At 75.5% G+C, this 24,850-nt stretch carries 15 protein-coding genes, 1 tRNA gene and 1 riboswitch; of the genes, 8 read left to right on the forward strand and 8 right to left on the reverse strand.

All coding sequences use genetic code 11. The features are described from left to right. Positions 1-406: 406 nt before the first annotated feature. On the reverse strand, positions 407-955 hold the full coding sequence (locus ACZ4SV_RS30690; RefSeq protein ID WP_365883158.1) for a MarR family winged helix-turn-helix transcriptional regulator: 549 nt from the start codon (positions 953-955) through the stop codon (positions 407-409). Between the two features lie 134 nt (positions 956-1,089). Here ACZ4SV_RS30690 and ACZ4SV_RS30695 point away from each other — a divergent pair, with 134 nt between their 5' ends. Next, positions 1,090-2,349: an MFS transporter gene (locus tag ACZ4SV_RS30695; RefSeq protein WP_468008115.1), complete on the forward strand. Its 1,260-nt coding sequence runs from the start codon at positions 1,090-1,092 to the stop codon at positions 2,347-2,349. A gap of 127 nt (positions 2,350-2,476) precedes the next feature. On the opposite strand, the gene ACZ4SV_RS30700 is transcribed toward ACZ4SV_RS30695, so the two are convergent. Further along, complete coding sequence (locus tag ACZ4SV_RS30700; RefSeq protein WP_468008117.1) at positions 2,477-4,123, reverse strand: ATP-binding SpoIIE family protein phosphatase; 1,647 nt, start codon at positions 4,121-4,123, stop codon at positions 2,477-2,479. Positions 4,124-4,253: 130 nt separating this feature from the next. Then, positions 4,254-5,627, reverse strand: coding sequence for an NAD(P)/FAD-dependent oxidoreductase (locus tag ACZ4SV_RS30705; protein WP_468008119.1), 1,374 nt, complete (start codon positions 5,625-5,627; stop codon positions 4,254-4,256). A gap of 384 nt (positions 5,628-6,011) precedes the next feature. Here ACZ4SV_RS30705 and ACZ4SV_RS30710 point away from each other — a divergent pair, with 384 nt between their 5' ends. Together ACZ4SV_RS30710 and ACZ4SV_RS30715 are read left to right on the forward strand one after the other, a co-directional pair. After that, positions 6,012-6,803, forward strand: coding sequence for a TetR/AcrR family transcriptional regulator (locus ACZ4SV_RS30710; protein WP_397936761.1), 792 nt, complete (start codon positions 6,012-6,014; stop codon positions 6,801-6,803). 323 nt (positions 6,804-7,126) lie between these two features. Beyond that, positions 7,127-9,178, forward strand: a complete 2,052-nt coding sequence (locus ACZ4SV_RS30715) for a sigma-70 family RNA polymerase sigma factor (protein ID WP_468008122.1) — start codon at positions 7,127-7,129, stop codon at positions 9,176-9,178. 7 nt (positions 9,179-9,185) lie between these two features. Here ACZ4SV_RS30715 and ACZ4SV_RS30720 read toward each other — a convergent pair whose 3' ends face one another. Together ACZ4SV_RS30720 and ACZ4SV_RS30725 are read right to left on the reverse strand one after the other, a co-directional pair. Then, positions 9,186-12,524 carry an ATP-binding protein gene (locus tag ACZ4SV_RS30720; protein ID WP_468008124.1) on the reverse strand — a complete coding sequence of 1,113 codons (3,339 nt, stop codon included), beginning with the start codon at positions 12,522-12,524 and terminating at the stop codon, positions 9,186-9,188. A gap of 303 nt (positions 12,525-12,827) precedes the next feature. After that, complete coding sequence (locus ACZ4SV_RS30725) at positions 12,828-14,903, reverse strand: asparagine synthase-related protein (protein WP_397936756.1); 2,076 nt, start codon at positions 14,901-14,903, stop codon at positions 12,828-12,830. Positions 14,904-15,626: 723 nt separating this feature from the next. On the opposite strand from ACZ4SV_RS30725, the gene ACZ4SV_RS30730 reads away from it, so the two are divergent. The 4 genes from ACZ4SV_RS30730 (at position 15,627) to ACZ4SV_RS30745 (ending at position 20,686) form a co-directional block, all read left to right on the forward strand. Then, positions 15,627-17,051: an MFS transporter gene (locus tag ACZ4SV_RS30730; protein ID WP_365874452.1), complete on the forward strand. Its 1,425-nt coding sequence runs from the start codon at positions 15,627-15,629 to the stop codon at positions 17,049-17,051. A 156-nt stretch (positions 17,052-17,207) separates the two neighbouring features. Next, complete coding sequence (gene lhgO / locus ACZ4SV_RS30735) at positions 17,208-18,428, forward strand: L-2-hydroxyglutarate oxidase (protein WP_468008127.1); 1,221 nt, start codon at positions 17,208-17,210, stop codon at positions 18,426-18,428. A gap of 30 nt (positions 18,429-18,458) precedes the next feature. Further along, the gene (gene trmB / locus ACZ4SV_RS30740) at positions 18,459-19,286 is read left to right on the forward strand and encodes a tRNA (guanosine(46)-N7)-methyltransferase TrmB (RefSeq protein WP_468008129.1); all 828 of its coding nucleotides are present in this window, start codon (positions 18,459-18,461) and stop codon (positions 19,284-19,286) included. Positions 19,287-19,381: 95 nt separating this feature from the next. Continuing rightward, positions 19,382-20,686 carry a PrsW family intramembrane metalloprotease gene (locus ACZ4SV_RS30745; RefSeq protein ID WP_397936751.1) on the forward strand — a complete coding sequence of 435 codons (1,305 nt, stop codon included), beginning with the start codon at positions 19,382-19,384 and terminating at the stop codon, positions 20,684-20,686. A gap of 68 nt (positions 20,687-20,754) precedes the next feature. Here the strand turns inward: ACZ4SV_RS30745 and ACZ4SV_RS30750 are convergent, their stop codons facing one another. Both ACZ4SV_RS30750 and ACZ4SV_RS30755 read right to left on the reverse strand, forming a co-directional pair. Beyond that, the gene (locus tag ACZ4SV_RS30750; RefSeq protein ID WP_468008131.1) at positions 20,755-21,699 is read right to left on the reverse strand and encodes an aldo/keto reductase; all 945 of its coding nucleotides are present in this window, start codon (positions 21,697-21,699) and stop codon (positions 20,755-20,757) included. Between the two features lie 207 nt (positions 21,700-21,906). Continuing rightward, positions 21,907-22,977 (reverse strand): M23 family metallopeptidase, encoded by a 1,071-nt coding sequence (locus tag ACZ4SV_RS30755; RefSeq protein ID WP_468008133.1) that lies wholly within the window; start codon positions 22,975-22,977, stop codon positions 21,907-21,909. Between the two features lie 9 nt (positions 22,978-22,986). After that, a riboswitch (cyclic di-AMP (ydaO/yuaA leader) is annotated at positions 22,987-23,154 on the reverse strand. A gap of 320 nt (positions 23,155-23,474) precedes the next feature. Here ACZ4SV_RS30755 and ACZ4SV_RS30760 point away from each other — a divergent pair. Then, positions 23,475-23,548, forward strand: a tRNA-Met gene (locus ACZ4SV_RS30760). A 67-nt stretch (positions 23,549-23,615) separates the two neighbouring features. Here ACZ4SV_RS30760 and ACZ4SV_RS30765 read toward each other — a convergent pair. Further along, positions 23,616-24,749, reverse strand: coding sequence for a dihydrofolate reductase family protein (locus tag ACZ4SV_RS30765; protein WP_468008135.1), 1,134 nt, complete (start codon positions 24,747-24,749; stop codon positions 23,616-23,618). Positions 24,750-24,850 lie beyond the last annotated feature (101 nt).

Genomic DNA, 24,850 nt, shown 5'->3' on the forward strand with positions numbered 1-24,850 from the left:
TGCGTTTCCGACTCTATCAGATCTTTTCTCGATCCGATTTCCTCGGTGCTTTCCAGGTTCCCGCTTCCGCGTTTCCCTTTCCGGCGGTTCCGACTCTATCAGATCCTTTCGGCGTCTGACTCCCAGTCAGGGGGGTTTGTCTTCCGGGCCGTTGGCCCTTCCGACGTCTCAAACCTTAGCGGATCCGCCCGGCGATTCCCAATCGGGCCGCCGAGTCCCTATTCGAATTGAATTCCGGCACGCCGAAAGCAACCCGTTCGGGAGATCGCACTGAAGGTGTGAGGGGTGCCGCTCGAGGCGGCGGAGGCGCTGTCGGAGAACCGTTACGGCTCCGCGGCAACCCGAAGAACTTTACGGACCGCACCAGGGGGTGTCAACCCACCCTGTCAACATCTTTTGCGGGGTCTCAGTCCAGGTCGCTGAGCCGGCCGCCGGCGTCCGGCTGCGCGTGCTCCACCCGGCGCAGGAGCCGGGTCAGCACCTCGCCGAGCACCGCGCGCTCGGCGGGCGTGAGGTCCTGGAGCAGGTCCCCCTCGAACACCGTCGCCAGGCGCATGGCCTCCAGCCACTTCTCGCGGCCCTCGGGCGTCAGCTCCACGATGACCCGGACGCGGTTGGACTCGTCCCGCTCCCGGGTGACCAGACCCTCGGCGACCATGCGGTCGATCCGGTGGGTCATCGCGGCCGGGGTGAGGCCGAGCCGCTTGGCCAGGTCGCTCGGGCCCATGCGGTAGGGCGCGCCGGACAGGACGAGCGCCTTGAGCACCTCCCACTCGGCGTTGCTGATGCCGAGGGCGGCGGTCTGGCGGCCGTACGCGACGTTCATCCGGCGGTTCAGCCGGGACAGCGCCGACACGATCTTCTCGACCTGGGGGTCCAGGTCCTGGAACTCGCGCTGGTAGGCGGCGATCTGTTCTTCGAGTGTCGGCTCGGTGACGCCGCGGGTGTCGGCCATGGGCGCAGTATGGCACGCAGCCCCTTTGCCTTGAAGTCCTTCACTGTGTACTCTTTAGCTTCGAACTTTAGCTTCGAAGTCTTCAGGTCTAACTAGTGAGAGAGGTGAACGTGACCAGGGCGAGGGGCGCAGCGATGCGCCGGATCCACGTGGGCAACGCACTCAGCGCGTTCGGGCTCGGTTTCACCGTCCCGTACCTGTACGTCTATGTGGCGCAGGTGCGGGAGCTGGGAGCCATGACGGCGGGACTCGTGCTCGCCGTCTTCGCCGTGGCCGCGCTGATCGTGCTGCCGTTCGCCGGCCGGGCGATCGTGCGGCGCGGCCCGCTGCCGGTCCTGCTCGCCGCTCTGGTGACGGCCGCGCTGGGCGCGCTGAGCCTCGGTCTGGCGGGCAGCGCCACGGCCGTGCTGGTGTCCGCGGCGGCGCTCGGTGCCGGTCAGGCCGTGATGCAGCCGGCGCTGGCGACGATGATCGTGGACTGCTCCTCGGCGGACACGCGCTCGCGCGCGTTCGCGACCCAGTTCTTCCTGCAGAACCTGGGGCTCGGTGTGGGCGGCCTCATCGGCGGCCATCTGGTCGACACCACGCGCGTGTCGTCGTTCACGCTGCTGTTCGCGATCGAGGCGGCGATGTTCCTGCTGCTGGTGGCGGTGCTGGCGACGGTGCGCATGCCGCACTCGCCGCGCATGGAGGACGCGCCCGCCGCGTCGGCGAAGGGCGGCTGGCGGCAGCTCATCGGGAACCGGGCGATGGTGCAGTTGTGCGTGCTGGGCTTCGTGCTCTTCTTCGCCTGCTACGGCCAGTTCGAGTCGGGTCTGAGCGCCTACGGCGTGGAGGCGGCCGGGATCTCCACGTCCGCGCTGGGTACGGCGCTGGCCGCGAACACGCTGATGATCGTGGTCGCCCAGTTCGCCGTGCTGAAGCTGGTGGAGCGGCGCCGGCGGTCCCGCGTGATCGCCTCGGTCGGCCTGATCTGGGCCGTGGCCTGGCTGGCCGCCGGGTACGCGGGGCTGGGGCACGGCAGCCAGGAGATGGCCACGGCCGCGTTCGTGTCGACGTACGCGCTGTTCGGGCTGGGCGAGGCGATGCTGTCGCCGACGCTCGCGCCGCTGGTCGCCGATCTGGCGCCGGAGGGCATGGCCGGGCAGTACAACTCGGCGTTCGCGCTGGTCAAGCAGCTCGCGCTGGCGATCGGCCCGGCGGTGGGCGGTCCGCTGGGCGCCTCGCTGCCCGGGCCGTACGTCGTGGCCTTCCTGCTGGTCTCGCTGGGCATCACCGCGCTGGCGCTGCGGCTCGGCCGCGGGCTGACCGTGGCGCAGGACCAGCCGTGGGCCGCCGCGGGCAGCCGGGTGGTCGCCCGGGGCGCGGCCCCGGCGGAGACACTGGCCGCCTAGCCGGCCGCCAGCCCAGGGGCGCGGGCGACCGCGCGGCCGGGCACGGACGACCCGTGCCCGGAAGCCGGCCCGCACCCCTGTGGCGTACCTCTACGGCGTTTGCCCCTGCGATGTCGTCCCTGCGGCGCTACTCCCTTGGCAGCGCGAACTCGCACCACACCGCCTTGCCGCCGCCCGGGGTGCGGCGGCTGCCCCAGCCGGTGGCGATCGTCGCCACGATGGCGATGCCCCGGCCGGACTCGTCGCCCGGCTCCGCGCGCCGGCGGCGCGGCAGGTGGTCGTCGCCGTCCGTGACCTCGACGATCAGCCGGCGGTCGGTGCGGCGCAGCCGCAGCCGCATGGGCGGGGTGCCGTGCTGGAGGGAGTTGGCGACCAGCTCGCTGGCGGCGAGCACCCCGAGGTCGTGCAGTTCGGCCGGGAAGCGCCAGCTCGTCAGCACGCCGGAGGCGAAGGCCCGCGCCCGGGGTGCCGCCTCGACCCCGCCGAGGAGTTCCAGGGCCGCGTTGCGGAAGAGGTCGCCGTCCGGGCCCGTGCGCGCCGGGTGCTGGAGGACGAGGACGGCCACGTCGTCGTCGTGGTCGGCGGTCACGCCGGCCGAGCGGACCAGGCGGTCGCAGACGACCTGCGGGGTGCCGGTGGCGCCGGCCAGGGCGCCTTCGAGCGCGGCGATGCCCTCGTCCAGGTCCGCGTCACGGCGCTCCACCAGCCCGTCGGTGTAGAGGACGGCCGTGGCGCCGGGGCCGAGGGCGATGCTGCCGGAGGAGTGGATCCAGCCGCCGGTGCCGAGCGGCGGGCCGGTGGGTTCGTCGGTGCGCGAGACCGTGCCGTTCTCGTCGCGGACCAGGATCGGCAGATGGCCGGCGGAGGCGTACACCAGCCGGCCCTCGTTCGGGTCGTGGACGGCGTAGACGCAGGTGGCGATCTGGTTGGCGTCGATCTCGGCGGCGAGGCCGTCGAGCAGCTGGAGCACCTCGTGCGGGGGCAGGTCGAGGCGGGCGTAGGCGCGGACGGCGGTGCGGAGCTGGCCCATGACGGCGGCGGCCCGCACACCGCGGCCCATGACGTCGCCGATGACCAGGGCGGTCCGGCCGCCGCCGAGGGTGATCACGTCGTACCAGTCACCGCCGACCGCGGCCTCGGTGCCGCCGGGGTGGTAGGTGGCGGCGATGCGCAGGTCGTCGGGCTGCTCCAGCTCCTGCGGGAGCAGGGAGCGCTGCAGGGTGACGGCCGTCTCGCGCTGGCGGCGCTCGCTGGCGCGCAGGCGCTCGGCGGCCTCGGCGTGGTCGGTGACGTCGGTGGCGAAGACGAGCACGCCCGCGTCGCGGTCGCCGCCCTCGGTGACGGGGGTGCAGGTGAAGGTGTACGAGCGGCCGTCCGGGGCCTTGCGGGACTTCAGGGTGCGGGACTTCCCGCTGCGCAGCACCTGGTCGAGCAGCGGGAGCAGGCCCAGCGCGGTGAGTTCGGGCAGGGCGTCGCGGGCGGGGCCGCCGGCGGGGCGGGGGCCGAAGGCCGTCGTGTAGGCGCCGTTGACGTAGGCGACGCGGTGGTCGGGGCCGTGCACGAGGGCGACGAGGGCCGGGACGCGGTCCAGCACGTCACGCGCGGGCAGTTCGTCGACGGCGGGGACCGGGTGGGTGCCGTCGGCGGTCCGTACGGCGCGGGCCGCGGGCACGGAGCCTTCTTTCCGCCGGTCCGGGGAGACAGCCGTCTCGGACCGCGCGGCGGCGCGGCGCTGCGTACCGGGGAGCCGGGCGCTCCAGCGCGTGAAGTTCACTGTGGGAAAGGCCTCGTGGGTGCGGTGGGCGGGCGGGGGACCCGTCCGAGGACGTGGGCAGTCTGGCAGGGAGCGGGACGCGGCGACATCCGTCAGACGCCCCGGTGCCCCGCGGAGTTCCCGGGCCCGGTCAGGACGACCCCTTCGGGTCTGCGGAGGGGTCGTGGGGAGACTTTCCCCCGGCCGCCAGTTCGAACTCCGCGCGGGGGTGTTCGAGTGAGCCGAGCGAGACGATCTCCCGTCGGAAGAGCCCGGCGAGGGTCCATTCGGCGAGCACCCGGGCCTTGCGGTTGACGGTGGGCACCCGGCTGAGGTGGTACGCGCGGTGGAGGAACCAGGCCGGGTAGCCCCGGAGCCGGCGTCCGTAGACCTGGGCGACGCCCTGGTGCAGGCCGAGGGAGGCGACGGAGCCGGCGTACCGGTGCGCGTAGGTCTCCAGGGGCTCGCCGCGCAGCGCGTGGGCGATGTTGTCGCCGAGGACCCGGGCCTGGCGGACCGCGTGCTGGGCGTTGGGCGCGGTCTCGGCGCCGGGTGCGGCGGCCGTGACGTCGGGTACGGCGGCGGCGTCGCCGGCGGCCCAGGCGTGCTCGGTGCCGTCGACGGTGAGCTGGGCGGTGCAGCGCAGCCGGCCGCGGCCGGTGCGCGGCAGCCCGGTGGCGGCGATCAGCGGATGCGGGGTGACGCCGGCCGTCCACACCACCGTACGGGTCGGGAAGCGCTGGCCGTCGCTGAGCACGGCGACCCGGCCGGCGCAGGACTCCAGGCGGGTGTCCAGCAGCACCTGGATGTTGCGGCGGCGCAACTGGGTGACGGTGTAGCGGCCCAGCTCCGGGCCGACCTCCGGCAGGACGCGGTCGGTGGCCTCCACGAGGATCCACTTCATGTCCTCGGGGCGGAGGTTGTGGTAGTAGCGCGCGGCGTAGCGGGCCATGTCCTCCAGTTCGCCGAGGGCCTCCACGCCCGCGTAGCCGCCGCCGACGAAGACGAAGGTGAGCGCGGCGTCGCGGAGCGCGGGGTCGCGGGTGGAGGAGGCGATGTCCAGCTGCTCGATGACGTGGTTGCGCAGGCCGATGGCCTCCTCGACGGTCTTGAAGCCGATGCCGTACTCGGCGAGCCCGGGGATGGGCAGGGCGCGGGAGACCGAGCCGGGGGCGAGCACCAGTTCGTCGTAGCCGAGGAGCCGGGCGGTCCTGCCCTCCTCGGCGGTGGCGAGGGTGGTGACGGCGGCGGTGCGCGCGTCGTGGTCGATGGAGGTGACCTCGCCGACGACGACGTGACAGTGGTCCAGGACCCGGCGCAGCGGTACGACGACGTGGCGCGGGGAGATCGAGCCTGCGGCGGCCTCGGGAAGGAACGGCTGGTACGTCATGTAGGGGTCGGGACTGACGACCGTGATGTCGACCTCGCCTCTCCTCAGCTCGGCCTTCAGCTTCCGCTGGAGGCGCAGGGCCGTGTACATCCCGACGTAGCCACCGCCGACAACGAGAATGCGCGCACGTTCCATCACCCTCCCATGACGCACCCGGCGCTGTTGTTTGTCCACAGGCCCGGCAAGGTGTGTGACGGGCGGCCGGCTGGGCGCACAGCCCGCCGCGATGTCACCGCGGGACGAAAGGGGGCAGGTCAGCGGGGCCGGTCGGGAGAAGGGGAAGGCAGGGAAACCGGACGTACGCGCCGCGTACTCCGATCGGGGGGCGCACTGTACGGAACCTGCCCCTTCTGAATTGACTTCGTCTCAACTATGTTCGTGTGTCGACGAGGTGTAGGGAATGTGGTCGAACGGACCCGCGACGGGCGGTTCCGGTCGAGGCCGATGCCGGCTTTCGCGCACCTCGGGTTCAGTGGCGGGGAGAGTCTCCGGGGGGAGACGACATTACCGGGGGAATACATGCATGTTCAGGAGACGCATTGGGCATCCGCGACCGTCGTCGCGCCCGGTGGCACATCGATGAGCACGGCGGGTGCCGGACGCGCTGACGGGGCGCGGACGACTCCGCTGCGAGTGGACGCACAGCGCAATCTGGAACACGTGCTGCGTGCGGCGCGTGAGGTGTTCGGCGAGCTGGGGTACGGCGCGCCGATGGAGGACGTGGCGCGGCGCGCCCGGGTCGGGGTGGGCACGGTGTACCGGCGCTTCCCCAGCAAGGACGTGCTGGTCCGGCGGATCGCGGAGGAGGAGACGGCACGGCTGACCGAGCAGGCCCGGGCGGCGCTCGGACAGGAGGACGAGCCGTGGTCGGCGCTGTCGCGGTTCCTGCGGACGTCCGTCGCCTCGGGCGCCGGGCGGCTGCTGCCGCCGCAGGTGCTGCGGGTCGGCTCCGCCGCGCCGGGCGAGGAGGGCCCCGCCGGGGCGTTCCCCGCCGTGGGCGCGGTCGGTGTCCTCGCGGACACCCGGGTGCCCCAGCAGCGGGTGCAGCCGGTCGGCGTCGAGCTGCGGCTCGTGGCGGAGGCTCCGGCGGCGGACGACGACGCCGGGGCCGGTGCCCTGCTCGACGTGGTCGGGCAACTGGTGGAGCGGGCCCGTTCGGCGGGCGCGCTGCGGCCGGACGTGTCGGTGGGCGACGTGCTGCTGGTGATCGCCACGGCGGCGCCGTCCCTGCCGGACGCGGCGCAGCAGGCGGCGGCCTCCTCGCGGCTGCTGGACATCCTGCTGGAGGGACTGCGGTCGCGGCCGGTCTGACGCGGCCCGGCCACGGGATCGTTTCCGGCCTCGCTCCGGGGCTCGGCTCCCGCTTCCGGCGGCCGGTTCCGCTTCCCGCCCGCGCCACCCGATCGGCTGTCACGGCCGGGTGGCGCGGGCGGGCCTTCGCGGGACCCGTGGACCCTCGGGCGGTCCGTCCGGGCGCCCGGACGGACGGCTGTCCGGCCCGTGTTCGAGCGCGCGCGGAGGAGTTCCGCTCGGATGAACGGACGAGATGTGCGCGGGGCGCCTCGGAGGGAGAGGGCTGTGGCACGCTGAACCGGTGACGGATGGGGCTGGGCCGGGGCCGGGGGCTTTCCGCGATGGGCGCTGACGGGCGGGACGGGTCGGGCGTGAACGACGGGGCGGACGCGGGCACGCACGGGCCGGCCGCGCCGTACGTACCGGAACAGGGCGGGCGGTCCGCGTCCCCAGGCCAGTCCGCGCCCCCGGGCCAGTCCGCGCCCCCGGGCCAGTCCGCGCCCCCGGACAGGCCCGGCACAACGGACCGGTCCGGCACGGCGGGTGGGTCCGGCGGGCTCCGGGGCGGGAGCGTGCCCGCGCAGCGCGCGGGCGGGGTGCCGACGGCCTCCCGGCGGACACCGCCCGGCGACGGCGAGCTGATCGAACGGATGCGCGCCGGGGACGACTCCGCCTACGAGGAGCTGTACCGGCGGCACGCCGGCGCGGTGCGGCGGTACGCGCGGACCTGCTGCCGGGACGGCCACACCGCCGACGACCTCACCGCCGAGGTGTTCGCGGCGATGCTCCAGGCGGTGCGCGGCGGTGCGGGGCCCGAGCACGCCGTACGGGCCTATCTGCTGACCTCCGTACGGCGCGTCGCCGCGCACTGGGCCCGGTCGGCCCGGCGTGAGCAGCTCGTCGACGACTTCGCCCTGTTCGCCGGACAGGCCGCGCGGGCCGCGGAGACGTCCGGCGACGGCACGCTCGGTCTCGGCGCCGACGCGCGCGCCCTGCACGCGGCCGAGCAGTCCATGGCCGCACGGGCCTTCCGCTCCCTGCCCGAGCGCTGGCAGGCCGTGCTGTGGCACACCGAGGTGGAGGACGAGTCGCCGAGCGAGGTGGCCGTCCTGTTCGGGCTGGACGCCAACGGCACCCGGGTGCTCGCCAGCCGCGCGCGCGAAGGGCTCCGGCAGGCCTATCTCCAGGCGCACGTCAGCGCCGCCCTCACCGCCGACGAGGAGTGCGCCCGCTACGCCGACCGGCTCGGCGGCTACGCCCGCCGCAAGCTGCGCGTCCGGGCCGAGCGGGGCCTGCGCGAGCACCTCGCGCAGTGTGCCCGGTGCCGGCTGGCGGCGGCGCAGCTCGAGGAGGTCGCGAACGGCATCCCCGCCGTCGTACCGGTCGCGGTCATCGGCTGGTTCGGGGCCGCGGGATACGCCAAGGCGCTCGGGATCGTGGCCGGCGGCGCCGGGGCGGGGGCCGCCGCCGGGGCCGCCGGCTCGTCCGGCGGGGCGGGCGGGGCCGCGGTCCGGCAAGGGCTGGGGGCGCCGGTGAAGGCCGGGATCGCGGCCGGGGTGGTCGCGGTGGCCGCCGCCGCGGTCGCGCTGGCCCTGGTGGACGACGGCCGGCCGGCGCGGGTGGCCGCCGGGCCGGCGCCGTCCCCACCGGTCGTACGGTCCGAGACCCCGCCGCCCGCACCGGCGAAGCCCCTGCCCAGCCCCTCGCCCAAGCCGGTGCACCACGCTCCCGGCCCGGCCCCGGCTCCGACCCGGACACCGGCCCCGGCATCGCCCCGGACGCCGGCCCGGACAGCCACGCCCGCGCCCACCCCGACGCCCACACCGGCCCCCAGGCCCACCCCGACCCCGACCCCGAGGCCCCCAGCGGAGCCCGCCCCCAGGCCGAAGCCCACACCCAAGCCGCCCCCGACGCCCGTCCCGACCCCGACCCCGACGCCCACCCCGGCGCCCGCGTCCGCCGTCTACGAGCTGAGCGAGCTGCGCTACGACGTCACCGGCGACGGCACCGAGCCCGAGATCCGGCTGGGCGAGAGCGGCTGGGTGTGGCAGCGGTACGGCATGTCGATCGACGGTACGGCGTACGCGCGCGGCATCACCGTGTCCGGCGAGTCCTCCGTCACCATCGCCCTGAACCGGCCGTGCGCCGCGTACGACGCCCTGGCCGGGGTGGACGACATGGCCCTGGGCCGCGGCGAGGTCTCCTTCGCCGTCTACGCCGACGGAGTCCCGCTGTGGCGGTCCGGTCCGGTCAAGGGGCGCGAGCCGGCCGTCCCCGTCCATGTGGACCTCACCGGGCGCACCACCGTACGGCTCGTGGTGGAGCCGCACGGCGGCGCCTTCGGCCGGGTCGTGCCGGCGGACTGGGCGCACTCCCGCCTCACCTGCCGGTAACCCCGGTTCACCCGTTCCCGGGCGCGCCCTGCCGGGCGGTCGCGGCGGCCGCCGTGGCGCTCAGCTCGCGCAGCACGTCCGGCACGCCGAGCGAGGCGCCCCGGGCGCGCTCGGCGTCGTACCGGCCGGCGGAGAGCGCCGCGCGGGCCTCGGCCCGGGTCCGGGCCGCCTCACCGCGCTCGGGTTCGGGCCGCGGGCGGCCGTCGCGCCACCGGTCCGCGGCGGCGAACAGCCGTACGGCGCCCGGCAGATCGCCGAGCCGGGCGAGCAGCCCGGCCGCGGTGTCCGCCAGCCCGGCCGTGATCGACTCGGCGCACCGCTGGTCCACGGCCTCGCGCAGCGCCGTGGCCAGGACCGGCAGCCCGTGCGCCGGGCCCGACTCGGCGGCCAGCAGCAGGCCCTCCACCGTGCGCTGGGCCGCCACGAACTGCGGCGGGGGCGCGGCGTCCCGGAGCTGGGCGAGGGTCGCCTCGTACAGCTCGCGGGCCTCGGCGGTCCGTCCGTCGTACAGGGCGATGTGGGCGCGCAGCAGCAGCGCGAAGGCCCGTGACTCGGGCACCGCGTGCCGGTCGGCGGTCGCCTCCGCCTCGTCCAGGACGGCCAGCGCGCCGTCCCGGTCGCCGGAGCGGTAGGAGATCTCGGCGAGCCGGGCCAGCAGGAACGGCGCCTCGGCGTCCGCGCCCACCTCGCAGGCCAGGCGCAGCGCCTCCTCGTACTCGCCGCGTGCCTCGTCGAACCGGCCGCGCGCCATGGCCGCCTCGCCGGCCGCGCCGCACACCTGGGCCCGCACCCAGCGGTCGCCGACCCGCCGGCCGAGGACGCGCAGCTCGGCCAGGTCCTCGTCCACGCCCCGGAGGTTGCCCGGCGAGTCGACGGTCACGTGGGCGCGGTACATCAGGGTGACCGCGACCTCCCAGTCGCCGCCGTACCTGCGGGCGTTGGCGACGGACTCGGTCATGACCGGACGGATGTCGGCCGGGCCGCCCAGGTAGTAGGCGGTCAGCGGCCAGACGATGCCCGGGAGCCGGGCGGCCCGGGGACCGCCGCACTCGTAGGCGGCCCGCACCCGCGCGACGTACTCCGGGCCCCGGTCCCCGCCCGCGAGGTGGCCGGCGTCCGTCTCGGAGGTCAGGAACAGGTCGAGCATGCGCAGGTCCATCCGCAGCGCGGCCAGCGGGTGCCGGGCCGCGCCCGCGGGGTCGGCGAGGAAGGCGCCCACCGGGTCGGCGGCCGCCACCCGGGCCGCCAGGTCGCCGGCCGGCGCGCCGGCGGGCAGGGTGTCCAGGGCGGCGCCCAGGCGGAGCACCAGCCGCACCCAGCCGATCGCCTCCCGGCGGTGGCTGCGCAGCCACCAGAACCAGCCGATGGCCAGGACGACGGCGCCCGCCTCCGCCTCGTCGCCCGCGCGGACCGCGCGGTCCAGGGCGGCGCGGACGTTGTCCAGCTCGGTCTCCAGGCGGGAGAACCAGGGCAGTTGGGCGGCCGACCGGAGCTGCGGCTCGGCCTCCTCCACCAGCGCGCGCACCCACGCGCGGTGGCGCCGCTCGGCTGCCGCGCGCAGTCCGGGGACCTCGGCCGCGCGCTCGGTGGCGTACTCGTGGATGGTCTCCAGCATGCGGTAACGCATGCCGGTGCCGGCCGGGCCGGTCGGGGCGGCGACCACGAGGGACTTGTCGACCAGCGCGCCGACCAGGTCCGCCACGGGGCCGGTGCAGACGGCCTCGGCCGCCGCGAGGTCCCAGCCGCCGGCGAACACCGAGACCTCGCGCAGCACCGTCCGCTCGCCCTCGTCCAACAGGTCCCAGGACCAGTCGACGACCGCGCGCAGGGTCTGCTGGCGGGGCAGGACCGTGCGGCTGCCGGAGGTGAGCAGGCGGAAGCGGTCGTCCAGGCGGTCGGCGATCTGCCGGGGGGTCAGCAGCCTGAGCCGGGCCGCGGCCAGCTCGATGGCGAGCGGCAGTCCGTCCAGCCGGCGGCAGATCTCCGTGACGGCCTCCGTGTCGGCGAGCACCGCGCCGGCGTCGGGGCGGACGGCACGCGCGCGCTCGGCGAAGAGGCGGTGCGCCTGCTCGGGGACGAGCGGCTCGACCGGGCGTACCGACTCCCCGGGGACGCCGAGGGGTTCCCGGCTGGTCGCGAGGATCGTGAGTCCGGGGCACCGGGTGAGGAGGGTCTCGGCGAGGCCGGCGGCCGCGGCGATGACGTGTTCGCAGTTGTCGAGGACCAGGAGGGCGCTGCGCGGGGCGCAGTACTCGACCAGCAGGGCCGTGGGGTCGGCCTGCGGGGTGCCCAGCTCGTTGGTCAGCAGCACGGTCTCGCGCAGGCCGAGCGCGCTGACCACCGCGCCGGGTACCGCCTCCGGCCGGTCGAGCGGGGCCAGTTCGACCAGCCAGGCCGAGGGGTGGGTGGCGGCGGCCTCCTCGGCGAGGCGGGTTTTCCCGGAGCCGCCCGGTCCGGTGAGCGTGACCAGGCGGGCCCGGTGCAGGTCGGCGCGGATGGCCTCCAGTTCGGGTTCCCGGCCGACGAAGGACGTCAGACGGGGGCGGAGGTTGCCGGTGCGCCCGGGAGGCCGGACGGCGGACGGCAACTGCGGGTGCTGTGTCCGCGGGGGCGGCGGGGCGGCGGGGTCCTGCTGTGTCAGCAATGACGTGTGCAGGTCCCTGAGTTCCCGGCCGGGGTCGGTGCCGAGGGTGTCGGCGAGGGTGCGGCGGGCGGCTTCGTAGGCGGCGAGGGCGTCGGCCGGGCGGCCCGTGTCGCGCAGGGCCCGGATGAGCAGCACGTGCAGGGACTCGTCGTACGGGTGGGCGGCGGTCAGCTCCCGCAGCTCCGGTACAGCCTCCCGGGCGCGGCCCAGGCCGAGGGCGGCGGCGGCGCGGGCGCGGACCGCCTCCAGGCGCAGGGCCTCGGCGCGGGTGGCGGCGGTGCGGTCGGGGAGGTCGGCGAGGGCCGGGCCGTACCAGAGGGACAGGGCCTCGGTGAGGGTGCGGTGGGCGGTGGCCGGGTCGCCGGCGGCGAGGGCGGCGGTGCCGGTGCGGGTGAGCCGTTCGAAGACGTGGAGGTCCACGTCGTCCTCGGTGGCTTCCAGGCGGTAGCCGCCCGGGGTGGAGGTGACGGCGGTCCGGCCGAGGGCGCGGCGCAGACGGCCGACGAGGGCCTGGAGGGCGGCGGGGGCGTCCTGCGGCGGGGTGTCCGCCCAGATCTCGTCGACGAGGGAGGCGGGGGTGCTGGTGCGGCCGGGGCGCAGGGCGAGGGCGGCGAGGAGCGCGCGCAGCCGCGGGCCGCCGACGGGTACGGGTGTGCCCTGGTCGTCCGCTGCTTGGGTCACGCCCAGGATTCCGTACCGCACCCGGACATTGTGGCGGGGGACGCGGACCCGGGGCACGGGGGTTTCGGCGGCGGCGCGGCGCCCCCGCCGTCGCGGACGCCCCTGAGGGGCCTCCGCGGACGCACGGCGAGCACGACCGGACGGCCCGCAGGGGGCTACGGACCGACGGTCAACCCTGACCGGCGCGGCCTCCGCACCCACGGCGAACCCGGCCCGGACCGGCCCCCGCGCACCCACGGCCAACCCGAACCGGACCGGCCCGGCCTCCGCGCACTCACGTGCGGACCCGAACCGGACCGGCCCGGACTGCCCGGACCGGCCTCCTCAGCCTCCCGGAGTGAGCGCGCTGCGCCGCGGCTGGATCCCCGACGGGACCGCGCGGGAGCGGGCGGGGGTGCCGGTCCAGCAGGTGCCCCGGCGGGCGAGGAGGCGGCGGAGCCACACTTCGAGGGAGACGAGGTCGGCCAGGCCGTCCAGGGCGAGCGGTTCGCCCGCCGCGCCGGCCCGCAGGGCGTCGCGGACGACCCGCGCCTCCACCAGCCCGGCGTCGGCCAGCAGCGGGGTGGCGAAGAGGTCCAGCAGGGGATCGGCCGCGGCCCGCAGGCCCGCGCGCGCGGCGGCCGCCGTGGAGGCCTGGGAGGGAGCGCCCCAGCCGGCCGGGAGGTCGGTGACGCCGGCGCCCTCCAGGACCGTGCGGAGGATGGCCGCGCGGGCGCCGGGCCGGACGCGCAGGGCCTCGGGCAGGTCACGGCAGGCGCGGACGACCTGGTTGTCGAGGAAGGGCGCGTGCAGGCGCTGGGAGCGGATCTCCGCGGCCTGCTCCAGGACGCGGAGGTCGGCGGCGTGCCGGGCGAGGGCCGCACGGGCGCGGTAGTCGCCGGGCCGCAGCGCGCCGCTGGCGGAGCGGTCGGCCTCCGCCTGGAGGAGAACCGATACTTCAGCCAGTGCCTCGCCCGTCAGCCACCGGGCGGCGGGCCCGGGTGCGGCCCAGGTCAGCGCGGCGAGGGAGGCGTCGGCCGCGCCCTTGGGCTCGTCGAAGCGGCGCCGCATCAGCCGCTCGGCCAGCTCCTCCAGGCCCGCCCGGTACGGGGTGCGGGCCAGCCGCCGGGCCGCGCCGTACACACGCGCGGGGACCAGCACCGAGCCGTCGGCGCGGGCGAGCGCGGTGACCGGCCGGACCAGATGGCGCCGCCGGCGGTCCACCAGGAGGTCGGCGAGCCGGGCCGGGTGGGCGTCCAGGACCTGGCGGGCGCCGTGGCCGGTGAAGTGGTCGGCGCTGCCGGCGGCGAGCCGCGCCCGGTGCCGGGCCGCCTGGACCAGGCAGGGGCCCGGTTCGTCGGTCAGGGGGCCGTCGAGGTCGGCGTACGGCAGGGTCTCCGCGCCGCCGGTGACCACGACGTGGTGCAGCCGGGGCCCCGCGGCGAGGGCGCCGGCACGTTCGAGTTCGGCCTCGTGGCCGGCCACGGCCAGGTCGTTGAAGGTGACGGCGAGGAGGCGTTCGCCGGCGCCCGTGCCGTGGCCGAGGAGCGTGCCGGGCCGGCCGGGCAGCCCGGCGGCCAGCAGCGCGAGGGTGGCGGAGGCGGGCCCGCCGGACAGGTCGGCGCCGACGCCGGGGACGGGCATCCCGCGCGCGGCCCGCCGCTCGGCCGGCCCCATGCCGGGCACCGGCCCGGGATCCAGGTCGGGCACGTGCCGGGGGGCCGACAGCCGGGTGCGGACCGCCTCCACGAGGGCGTCGCGCACGGCGTCCACGGCGCGGCCGGGGTCGGCCGGGGGCGCGGCCACCGCGAGGGAGGCGACCGGCTCGTACCCGGCGACCTCCCGGGCTCCGGCGCGCAGCACCAGCGCGTGCCCCGGCGGAATGCGCCGCACACCCTCGTACGGGGTGGTGTCGCGCCGCGCGGCCGGCACGTCCGGGGCGGCGAGCAGGGCGGCGAGATGGGTGAAGTCGAGCGGGGCCTCGACGAGGTCGGCGAGGGGCAGCGCGGCGGTGGCGTAGGCGGTGCCGCCGGCCCAGGGCGTGTAGAACACCGGCCGGGCGCCCGCCAGATCGCCGCACACGGTGACGCGGCGGCCGGCCTGGACGACGGCCGTGTAGCTGCCGGGCCAGGTGGTCAGGTGGCGCACCGCTCCCCCGCGCGCGGTGAACAGGCCGCGCCGCAGCTCCTCGTCGGTGGCGCCGCAGATGCCGAGGACGGCGATCCGGTGCCCGGCGTCGGCGTGCACCACGCGCACCTCGTCCGGCCGCCAGTCGCCGACGGCCCACAGCGGGTCCGGGTCGCCCCACAGGAGGTGGGAGCCGACCGGGTGCAGGGTCTCGCCGTCGTACCCGACCGTGCCCGCCGGTCCGGGCCCGGCGGCGCGCGCGGCGGTGCTGCTCCACCCCACCAACCACCGCATCGACGCCTCCGCGGACTGTGGACCACCCGTGCACCGTACGAACCGGACCCCATGCTGCCATGAAGGGCACGGCGCGGAGGCGCGGTGGCGCCGCCTTCGCCCGGGGGAGTCGGCGGTGCGGGCCGGGCGGACCGGCGGGCGGGCGGCGGGTGCCGGCTGTGGGCGGTGGGGGCGGCGGCCGACCGGTGCGGCGCGAATGCGCCCCCAATACGCTCCCCCAAAACCCCCCGTGCGCCCTCAAGTTCCATGGTCGCGGCGGACATACGCGGTACTTCTAAGGAATGATTTTCAGCCAAATCCACGGCGCGTCGTGCGCGATGAGCACGCTCCGTACAGGGCGGCGCCGGGCCCGGCGGCCCGTACACACGCACGGTCCGGGAGGCGGGTGACGCCTCCCGGACCGGTCCGCCACCCGCGGGGATGAAGGCGGCGGTGTCCCCCAGCCCACTGGATCCAGTACAGCGGGCCGACCCACGCACGAGCCATGGAACCGCTCTCCGGATGGCCGGAGAAGAGCGCACGGGCAGGCGCACGGCCACACGGCCGGGGGCACGCGGCGACGCCCCGTGCACGGTGCGTACAGGCCCGGCGCCGGCCCACGGACCACAATCCCGCCATCCGGAACAATGCCCCTTAACGCTTGGGATGCGGCGAACTACGCTGGGTTTACGAATGCCGCGTGGTTATGCCAGTGCGGCAGCCGTCTGTGTCGAGGGGTGGCGCATGTCCAGGGAGCAACGCGGGCCGAACGAGAAACTCGGCGCCGTTCTCGCCCTCGCGGGAATCAGCAACGCCGGCCTCGCCCGGCGTGTCAACGATCTGGGGGCCCAGCGCGGACTGACGCTGCGCTACGACAAGACGTCGGTGGCGCGCTGGGTGTCCAAGGGCATGGTGCCGCAGGGCGCCGCGCCGCACCTCATCGCCGCCGCCATCGGCCAGAAGCTGGGCCGTCCGGTGCCGCTGCACGAGATCGGCCTGGCGGACGCCGATCCGGCGCCCGAGGTGGGCCTCGCCTTCCCCCGGGACGTGGGCCAGGCGGTGAAGTCGGCGACCGAGCTGTACCGCCTGGACCTCGCCGGGCGCCGGGCCGGTTCCGGCGGCATCTGGCAGTCCCTCGCCGGCTCCTTCGCGGTCAGCGCCTACGCGACGCCCGCCTCACGCTGGCTGATAACCCCCGCCGACAGCTCGGTCGCGCGCGAGGCGGGCTCCGCCGAGGGGTCCGGCGCACCGCTCAAAGTCGGCCACAGCGACGTGCAGAAGCTGCGGGAGGCCGCCGAGGACGCCCGGCGGTGGGACTCCAAGTACGGCGGCGGGGACTGGCGTTCGTCGATGGTGCCGGAGTGCCTGCGGGTCGAGGCGGCGCCGCTGCTGCTCGGCTCCTACTCCGACGAGGTCGGCCGCGCCCTGTTCGGGGCCTCCGCCGAACTGACCCGGCTCGCCGGCTGGATGGCCTTCGACACCGGCCAGCAGGAGGCCGCGCAGCGGTACTACATCCAGGCGCTGCGGCTCGCGCGCGCGGCGGCGGACGTCCCGCTCGGCGGGTACGTCCTCGCCTCCATGTCGCTGCAGGCCACCTACCGGGGCTTCGGCGACGAGGGCGTGGACCTCGCGCAGGCCGCGCTGGAGCGGAACCGGGGGCTGGCGACCGCCCGCACCATGAGCTTCTTCCGGCTGGTCGAGGCGCGGGCCCACGCGCGCGCGGGCGACGCGCAGGCGGCGGGCGCGGCGCTGAAGGCCGCCGAGGGCTGGCTCGAACGGTCCCGGGAGGGCGACAACGATCCCTCCTGGCTCGGCTTCTACGGATACGACCGGTTCGCCGCCGACGCCGCCGAGTGCTACCGCGACCTGAAGGCGCCCCGGCAGGTGCGGCGCTTCACCGAGCACGCCCTGTCCAAGCCGACGGAGGAGTTCGTGCGCTCGCACGGGCTGCGGCTGGTCGTCTCGGCCGTCGCCGAGCTGGAGTCCGGCAACCTCGACGCGGCCTGCGAGCAGGGCGTGCGGGCCGTGGAGGTGGCCGGGCGGATCTCGTCGGCGCGGACCACCGAGTACGTGAAGGACCTGCTGCACCGGCTGGAGCCGTACGGGGACGAGCCGCAGGTGGTGGAGTTGCGGGAGCGGGCCCGGCCGCTGCTGATGACGACCGCGTAGGCCGGGGCTCCCGGCACCGCCGGGCCCGCCCGGCCGTGACCCCGCGTGTCTGCGCGTGCGCGGGCGGTGCGCGGCCGCCCGCGCTCGTCGGCGCCGCCCGTGCCGCCCCGCGTTTGAAGGCACTGTCAGTGGCGCAGTGCACTATCGGAGGCGGAGGTGGTGCGGGTGTGGGCCGGGGCGTACGACTGTGACGTGCTGGTGATCGGCGGGGGAATCGTCGGGCTGTCGACGGCGTACGCGATCACGCGGGCCGCGCCGGGCACGCGGGTGACCGTGCTGGAGAAGGAGGCCGGGCCCGCCCGGCACCAGACGGGCCGCAACAGCGGCGTCATCCACAGCGGGATCTACTACCGCCCGGGCTCGCTCAAGGCGCGGTACGCGGTGCGGGGCGCCGCCGAGATGGTGAAGTTCTGCGCCGAGTACGGCATCGCGCACGCCGTCACCGGCAAGCTGATCGTCGCCACCGAGCGGGCCGAGCTGCCGCGGCTGCACGCCCTGGTGCAGCGGGGCCGGGAGAACGGCATCCCGGTGCGCGAGCTGGGCCCCGCGCAGATCGCCGCGTACGAACCGGAGGTGCGCGGTCTCGCCGCGATACACGTCGGGACGACCGGCGTGTGCGATTACGCGGCCGTCGCCCGGGAGCTGGCCCGGGCCTCCGGCGCGGAGATCCGGTACGGCGCGCGGGTGGTCCGGGTCGACCGGCGGCCGGAGCGGGGCGTGGCCGTGCTCACCGCGGCCGGCGAGATCGTCCGCGCCCGCGTGCTGGTGAACTGCGCCGGACTGCACTGCGACGAGGTGGCCCGGCTGACCGGCGACGAGCCCGGGATGCGGATCGTGCCGTTCCGCGGGGAGTACTACGAGCTGGCGCGGCCGGGCCTGGTGCGGGGCCTGGTGTATCCGGTGCCGGACCCGGCCTTCCCGTTCCTCGGGGTGCACCTGACGCGCGGGATCGACGGCGGGGTGCACATCGGCCCGAACGCGGTGCCGGCGCTGGCCCGGGAGGGGTACGGCCGGCGGGACGTACGGCCCCGGGAGCTGGCCGGGACGCTGGCCTGGCCGGGCGCGTGGGCGATCGCCCGCCGGCACTGGCGCTACGGCGCGGGCGAGCTGTACCGCTCGGTGTCCAAGAGAGCGTTCCTGGAGGCGGTGCGAAGACTGCTGCCCGCCGTGACCGCCGCCGACCTGCGGCCGGCGCCGGCCGGGGTGCGGGCGCAGGCGGTGCTGCGGGACGGAACGCTCGTGGACGACTTCCTGATCCGGGAGGCGGCACGGGCCGTGCACGTGCTGAACGCGCCCTCGCCCGCGGCCACCGCGTCCCTGCCGATCGGGCGGGAGATCGGGCGCCGGGCACTGGGCCTGCTGCGCTCGGCGGACTGACCCGCCCGGACCCTTAAAATCGGTCGTACTGTGGCTGACTCACCGAACTCCCCCGATGCCCCGCCCGCGGCCCCCCACGCCGGCGGCGAGCCCGTCCGGCACACCCGGGCCAAGGGCGAGCCGCGCTTCCCGGACGGGCCCAGGGCCGATCCCGCCGGCTCGCACTTCGAGCGCCGGATCCGCAGCTTCCAGCCGCGCCGCAGCCGGGTGACGGCCGGGCAGGCCGACGCGCTCCAGCGGCTGTGGCCCAAGTGGGGACTGGACATCGACGGACAGCGGGTCCTCGACCTCGGCGAGCTGTTCGGCGACGACCGGCCCGTGGTGCTGGAGATCGGCTTCGGGATGGGCGAGGCCACCGCGCAGATGGCCGCGGGCGACCCGGACACCAACATCCTCGCCGTCGACGTGCACACACCCGGCCAGGGCAATCTGCTGGCCCTCGCCGACCGCAACGGCCTGTCCAACATCCGGGTGGCCAACGGCGACGCGATCATCCTGCTGCGGGAGATGCTCCGCCCGGACGCGCTGGACGGGCTGCGCGTCTACTTCCCGGACCCCTGGCCCAAGAAGCGGCACCACAAGCGGCGGCTCATCCAGCCCGAGTTCCTGACGCTCGCCGCGAGCCGGCTCAAGCCCGGCGCGGTCCTGCACTGCGCCACGGACTGGGAGCCGTACGCCGAGCAGATGCTGGACGTGCTCACCGCGCACCCCGGCTTCGAGAACACCCGGCCGGACGGTGGTTACGCGCCGCGCCCGGCGTTCCGGCCGCTGACCCGTTTCGAGGGACAGGGACTGGACAAGGGTCACGTGGTGCACGATCTCCTGTTCCGCCGCGTACCCCACGACCGGGACCGCTGACCCGCGCCGGGCAGTCCGCCCGCCCGCACCACCGGGCCCGGGCCGTCCCGGAAATCCGATCAGCCCCTCGTCCCGCCACCGTTAGGGTCGATGCCGTGGCCACCAGTCCTCCGTTCCCGACGTATCCCCCGAGCCCCGGCGACGGTGTGCTCCACCACCCGCACTGGTGGCAGCGCAGGTGGGTGCGGTACGGGGCGCTGAGTTCGCTGCTCGCCCTGTCCGGCCTGGTCATCCTCGCGCTGGTCCGGCGGCAGACCGGCACGGAGGGCTTCCTCGTCGGCCTCGGTCTCGGCGTGCTGCCGGTGCCCTGGCTGATAGCCGCCTTCCGCTGGCTGGACCGGGTGCGGCCGGGCCCCTGGCGGAACCTGGTCTTCGCCTTCGCCTGGGGCGCCTGCGCGGCGGCGCTCATCGCCATCGTGGCCAACAGCTTCGCGACCAGATGGATCGCCACCTCCACCGCGGACCCGGCGAGCGCCGACACCCTCGGCGCCACCGTGATAGCGCCGATCGTGGAGGAGTCCGCCAAGGCCGCCGCCGTCCTGCTGGTGTTCCTCTTCCGCCGGCGGGACTTCACCGGGATCGTGGACGGGATGGTGATAGCGGGCGTCACCGCCACCGGGTTCGCGTTCACCGAGAACATCCTCTACCTCGGCACGGCCTTCGGCACCGACCAGCTCACCGGCGGGCGCGGCATCGCCTCCGTCACCGCCGCCACCTTCTTCGTGCGCATCGTGATGTCCCCGTTCGCGCACCCGCTGTTCACCGTCCTCACCGGCATCGGCTTCGGCATCGCCGCGCTGTCCGCCGACCGGCAGCACGTGCGGCGCGTCCTGCTGCCGGCCGGCGGACTGCTCCTCGCGATGGGCATGCACGCCTTCTGGAACGGCTCGGCCACCTTCGGCGAGTACGGCTTCTTCGCCGTCTACGGCGCCTTCATGGTGCCCGCGTTCGGGCTGCTGACCTGGCTCGCGGTCCGGACCCGGCAGCGGGAGCTGCGCACCGTGCGGGCGGAGCTGCCGGCGTACGCGGCGGCCGGCTGGATCGGTCCGGCCGAGCCGTTCACGCTCGGCTCGATGGCGGCGCGCCGGATGGCCCGGGACTACGCCCGGCACCACCACGGCCGCCCGGCGGCGCGGGAGGTGGCCCGGTACGAGGGGTACGCCACCTCGCTGGCGCTCCTGCGGCGGCGCGGGCGCGCGGGCAGGGCCGGGGCGGACTTCACCGTGCGGGAGCGGGAACTGCTGGACGAGCTGTGGCAGCGCCGGCACGTGGCCCGGCCGGCGCTGGAGTACGCGGCCCGGGCCTCGGCACCGGCCCGGCCGGTGTACGCGGGACCGGTGGCCTACGGATACGGGTATCCGGCGGTGCCGTACCCCGCGTACAACCCGTACCGGACGTAGCCGGACCGCGTGCGGCCGCCCCGGCCGGTCCGGACGGGTGCGGCCCGGCATGATCCGAACGAGACGTTCTAGGCCGACGCCTCCGTCAGCTTGGCCACCTCGGCCTCCGTCAGCTTCAGCTCCGCCACGCCGAGCAGCGCCGGAAGCTGCTCCACCGTGCGCGCCGAGGCGATCGGGGCGGTGACCGTCGGCTGGGCGGCCAGCCAGGCCAGCGCGACCGTGGCGACCGGGGCCTCGTGGGCCGCGGCGACCTCGTCCAGGGCCGCCAGCACCTTCTGTCCGCGCGCGGAGTCCGCGTGGGCCTGGGCCTGGCCGGCCCGGGCGCTGTCGACGGTCGTACCGGGCCGGTACTTGCCGGTCAGGAAGCCCGAGGCGAGCGCGAAGTACGGGACGGCGGACAGGCCCTCGCGGCCGGCGACGTCCTGGAGCGCGCCCTCGTAGGTGTCGCGGGAGACCAGGTTGTAGTGCGGCTGGACGGCGACGTAGCGGGCGAGGCCCTCGCGGTCGGAGAAGCCGAGGGACTCCTCCAGGCGCTCGGCGCTGATGTTGGAGGCGGCGATGTGCCGGACCTTGCCGGCCTTCACCAGCTCGTCCAGCGCGCCGATGATCTCCTCGACCGGCACCTCGGGCTGGTCGAAGTGGGTGTAGTACAGGTCGATGTAGTCGGTGCCCAGACGGCGCAGGGAGGCGTCGGCGGCGGCCTTGATGGTGCCGGCGGACAGGCCCTGGAACTCGGGGTGCTGGCTGACCTTGGTCGCGATGACCACGTCGGAGCGGTTGCCGCGCTCCGCGAGCCACTTGCCGATGATCGTCTCGGACTCGCCGCCCTTGTTGCCGGGGACCCAGGCCGAGTAGACGTCGGCGGTGTCGATGAAGTTGCCGCCCGCGGCCGTGTAGGCGTCGAGGACGGCGAAGGAGGTCTGCTCGTCGGCCGTCCAGCCGAAGACGTTGCCGCCGAGGGAGAGCGGGAAGACCTCGAGGTCGGAGGAGCCGAGTGTACGAAGTGACGTCATACCCGGTGCCAACGCCGGCGGCGGGCGATCGCATCCCGCCCCCGGCGCCGAGTTTCACGGCGCGGGCGGCGGGAGCGGAGGCCCGCCGCCCGGATCAGACCGGATCAGACCGGGCCGGGGCCGGACCGGAACCTGATCAGGACCGGTGCGGGACCCGGGCCCGCGAGCCCGGACCGGTCCGGTCGAGGGACCCGGGTCAGGGGCGGGTCAGGGGTTGAGGCCCTTGTCGCGCAGCCACGCCATCGGGTCGATGCCGGCGGGCGCGCCGCCGGGGTGGACCTCCAGGTGCAGGTGCGCCCCGGTGACGTTGCCGGTGGAGCCGACGCGGCCGATGACCTCGCCGGTGGCGACCTTCTGGCCGGCGGTGACGTTGATCGAGGACTGGTGGCAGAACCACAGCTCGGTGCCGTCGTCCAGGGTCAGGATCGTGCGGTAGCCGTAGGAGGAGCCGGCCCAGCCCGCCTCGGTGATCGTGCCGTTGTGCACGGCCTTGATCAGGGTGCCGGCGGCGGCGGCGAAGTCCAGACCGGTGTGGTGGCCGGAGGACCACATGGTCCCGCCCTGGCCGAACGTCGCGGTGATCGTGTAGGCGGAGGTCGGCAGCGCGTACTGCTTGGCCAGCTCGGCCAGCCGCTTCTCCTGCGCCGCCTTCTCGGCCTGCGCCTTGGCCTTCTCGGCGTCGGCCTGCGCCTTGTGCTGGGCGGCGACGGCCTCGGCGGCGGCCTCCTTCTCGGCCTGCGCGGCGGCCTCGGCGCTCTGCTTCCCGACGGCCGCGAGCGCGGCGGCGGTGGCCTTGCTGTCGGCCTGGCCCTGCTGCTGCTCGGCCTGCGCCATGATCCGGTTGCGCAGCAGCTCGCCCGCGTCGGCGTCGCCCCGGGTGTCCCCGGCGGCCACGGCGACGGTGCTGAGCGCGGCGGTCGCGGTGGCCTCGGACGCCTGGTCGTCGGCGGAGCCGTCGTCGAAGAGGGAGCCCACGGAGGGCAGATCGGGCAGGGCGAGGGAGACCGGCGGCTTGCCGGAGTTGGCACTGGCCATGCCGCCCGCGCCGACCGCGGCGATGACGCCGACGCCGAGGACGGTGGAGCTGCGCGCGAAGCCGCCGCGCTGCTTGGCGACCCGGTGCCGGCCGCGGACCGGGGCGACGGATTCCTCGGTGGGGTTCCACTCCTCCCACGGGCCGTCGTCGGCGGGGTGGGCGCCGTAGCCGAAGATCTCGGGCTCGGACTCGCGCTGTGCCGGTATGGACAGGGCTTCGGGGGCAGGCCGGTTGGACGCCACGCGGGCGCGCTCCTTTCCTTCCTCCGCCTACCGGGTTAGCTGACGGGTTCGGAGCAGGAAGGTCTCCTACGCGCGTATACCGGTCGTGGGCTCCCCTGAGTCCACTGCGGTACCCGCGTGATTCACCCCGGAATGGTGGTTCCCCGGTTCCCTTGCGGGATTCGGCGCGTGCGCGCGGAGCCGCCTTCTGTGACGGCTGGGACGACCGCGCTGCGTTATCGAACGTTAATAGACTTGCCAGTCACTTTCCAAGCCGTCCAGCGTGATCATTACCGTTTTCGGTGGTGGAGTTATCCCTCAATACCCCGGCAAACCCGACGAGTTGACCGGCGCCCGGGAATGTTCAGCAGTCACCCCGGGTTTTGATGGTGACTCAGTTGTTATGCGCACGGCGCCCGCCCGATCACCTTCCGTGACGCCCGGCGGGCCGTCCGGCGGGCCGCGGGGAAGCGATGTGCGAGCACCCCTGTGGATGACGTACACTGGAGTCACAACGACGCGGGGTGGAGCAGCTCGGTAGCTCGCTGGGCTCATAACCCAGAGGTCGCAGGTTCAAATCCTGTCCCCGCTACTGAAGGCCGAGGGCCCGGAATCCAGTGGATTCCGGGCCCTCGGCGTTTCCCCGCGTGCCCGGGGGCTCAGCCCGGCAGATGGGCGTTCGGCGCCTTGGCCAGGTCCGCCAGCTCCGGCAGTACGACGACCCGGGCGCCCGCAGCCGTCAGCACACCCGTCCCGTCCGCCGCGGTCACGAACGTGTCGGGCTCCCGCCAGGCGGTGACCACCCGGCGCACCCCCGCCCGCAGGATCAGCTCGGCACAGGGCGCGGGCCGGGAGGCGCGGCGGGCACACGGCTCCAGGCTGCTGTAGACCGTGGCGCCGGGCAGCCGGGGGTCGGCCGGATCGGTCTTGGCGAGCGCGGCCTCCTCCGCGTGCACCACGGGATCGCCGCCCTCGCGCGAGTGGCCCCGGGCCAGTTCCGTGCCGTCCGCCGCGACCACGACCGCGCCGACGCTGAACGCCGTCTCCGAGGGCGGGCACAGGGCCGCGAGGTCGCAGGCGGTGCGCAGCCAGTGGCGGTCGGCGGCGGTGGCGTCCGGGCCGGTGCCGGGGGCCGTGGGCGCGTACCGCATGAGGACCACGTCCTCGATCCGGCGGGTATCGAGCAGCCGCAGCCGTCCGCCCTGGTAGGCGCCGGGTCCGAACAGCCGTGGGGCGGCGGGGTCGCCGACGAACAGCGGGGCGAGGACGAGCTGGAGTTCGTCGGTGAGGCCCTGCTGGAGGAGCTGGGTGTGGACCGTGCCGCCGCCCTCGACCATCAGGCGCTCCACCCCGCGCACGTCGTGCAGGTGCTCCAGCAGGGTCCGCCAGTCCAGGACGGGGCCGAGCGGGACGACGTCGGCGGTGCGGCCGAGGAGCCGGGCGGCCCGTACGGCGCCCCGGTCGGTCGTGCAGACCAGCTTGTCGCCGCCGGTGTGCCAGAAGCGCGCCGCCGGGTCGAGATCGCCGGAACCGGTGACGGTGACCTTCAGCGGGTACTCCGGTCTGCCCGCCGCCCGCCGGGCGGCGCGCCGCTCGGCGGAGTTGACCAGCAGGCGCGGGTTGTCGGCGCGGAGGGTGCCGGCGCCGACGAGGACGGCGTCGGCCCAGGCCCGCACCTCGTCGACCCGGTCGAAGTCGGCCGGGCTGGACAGCAGGAGCCGCTCGGGGCCGGTGTCGTCCAGACAGCCGTCGAGGGAGACGGCGGCGGACAGCAGCACGTACGGCAGGGGCATCGGCGCTCTTTCTTCCGGGGCGGGCGGATTCTTGTGGGCGGACGGTTCCGGGGCGGGCGGTGGATTCTTCCGGGGCGGAGAGTGGCTTCTTCGGGGCGGGC

The organism is Streptomyces sp. NPDC027672 (genome assembly GCF_055566335.1).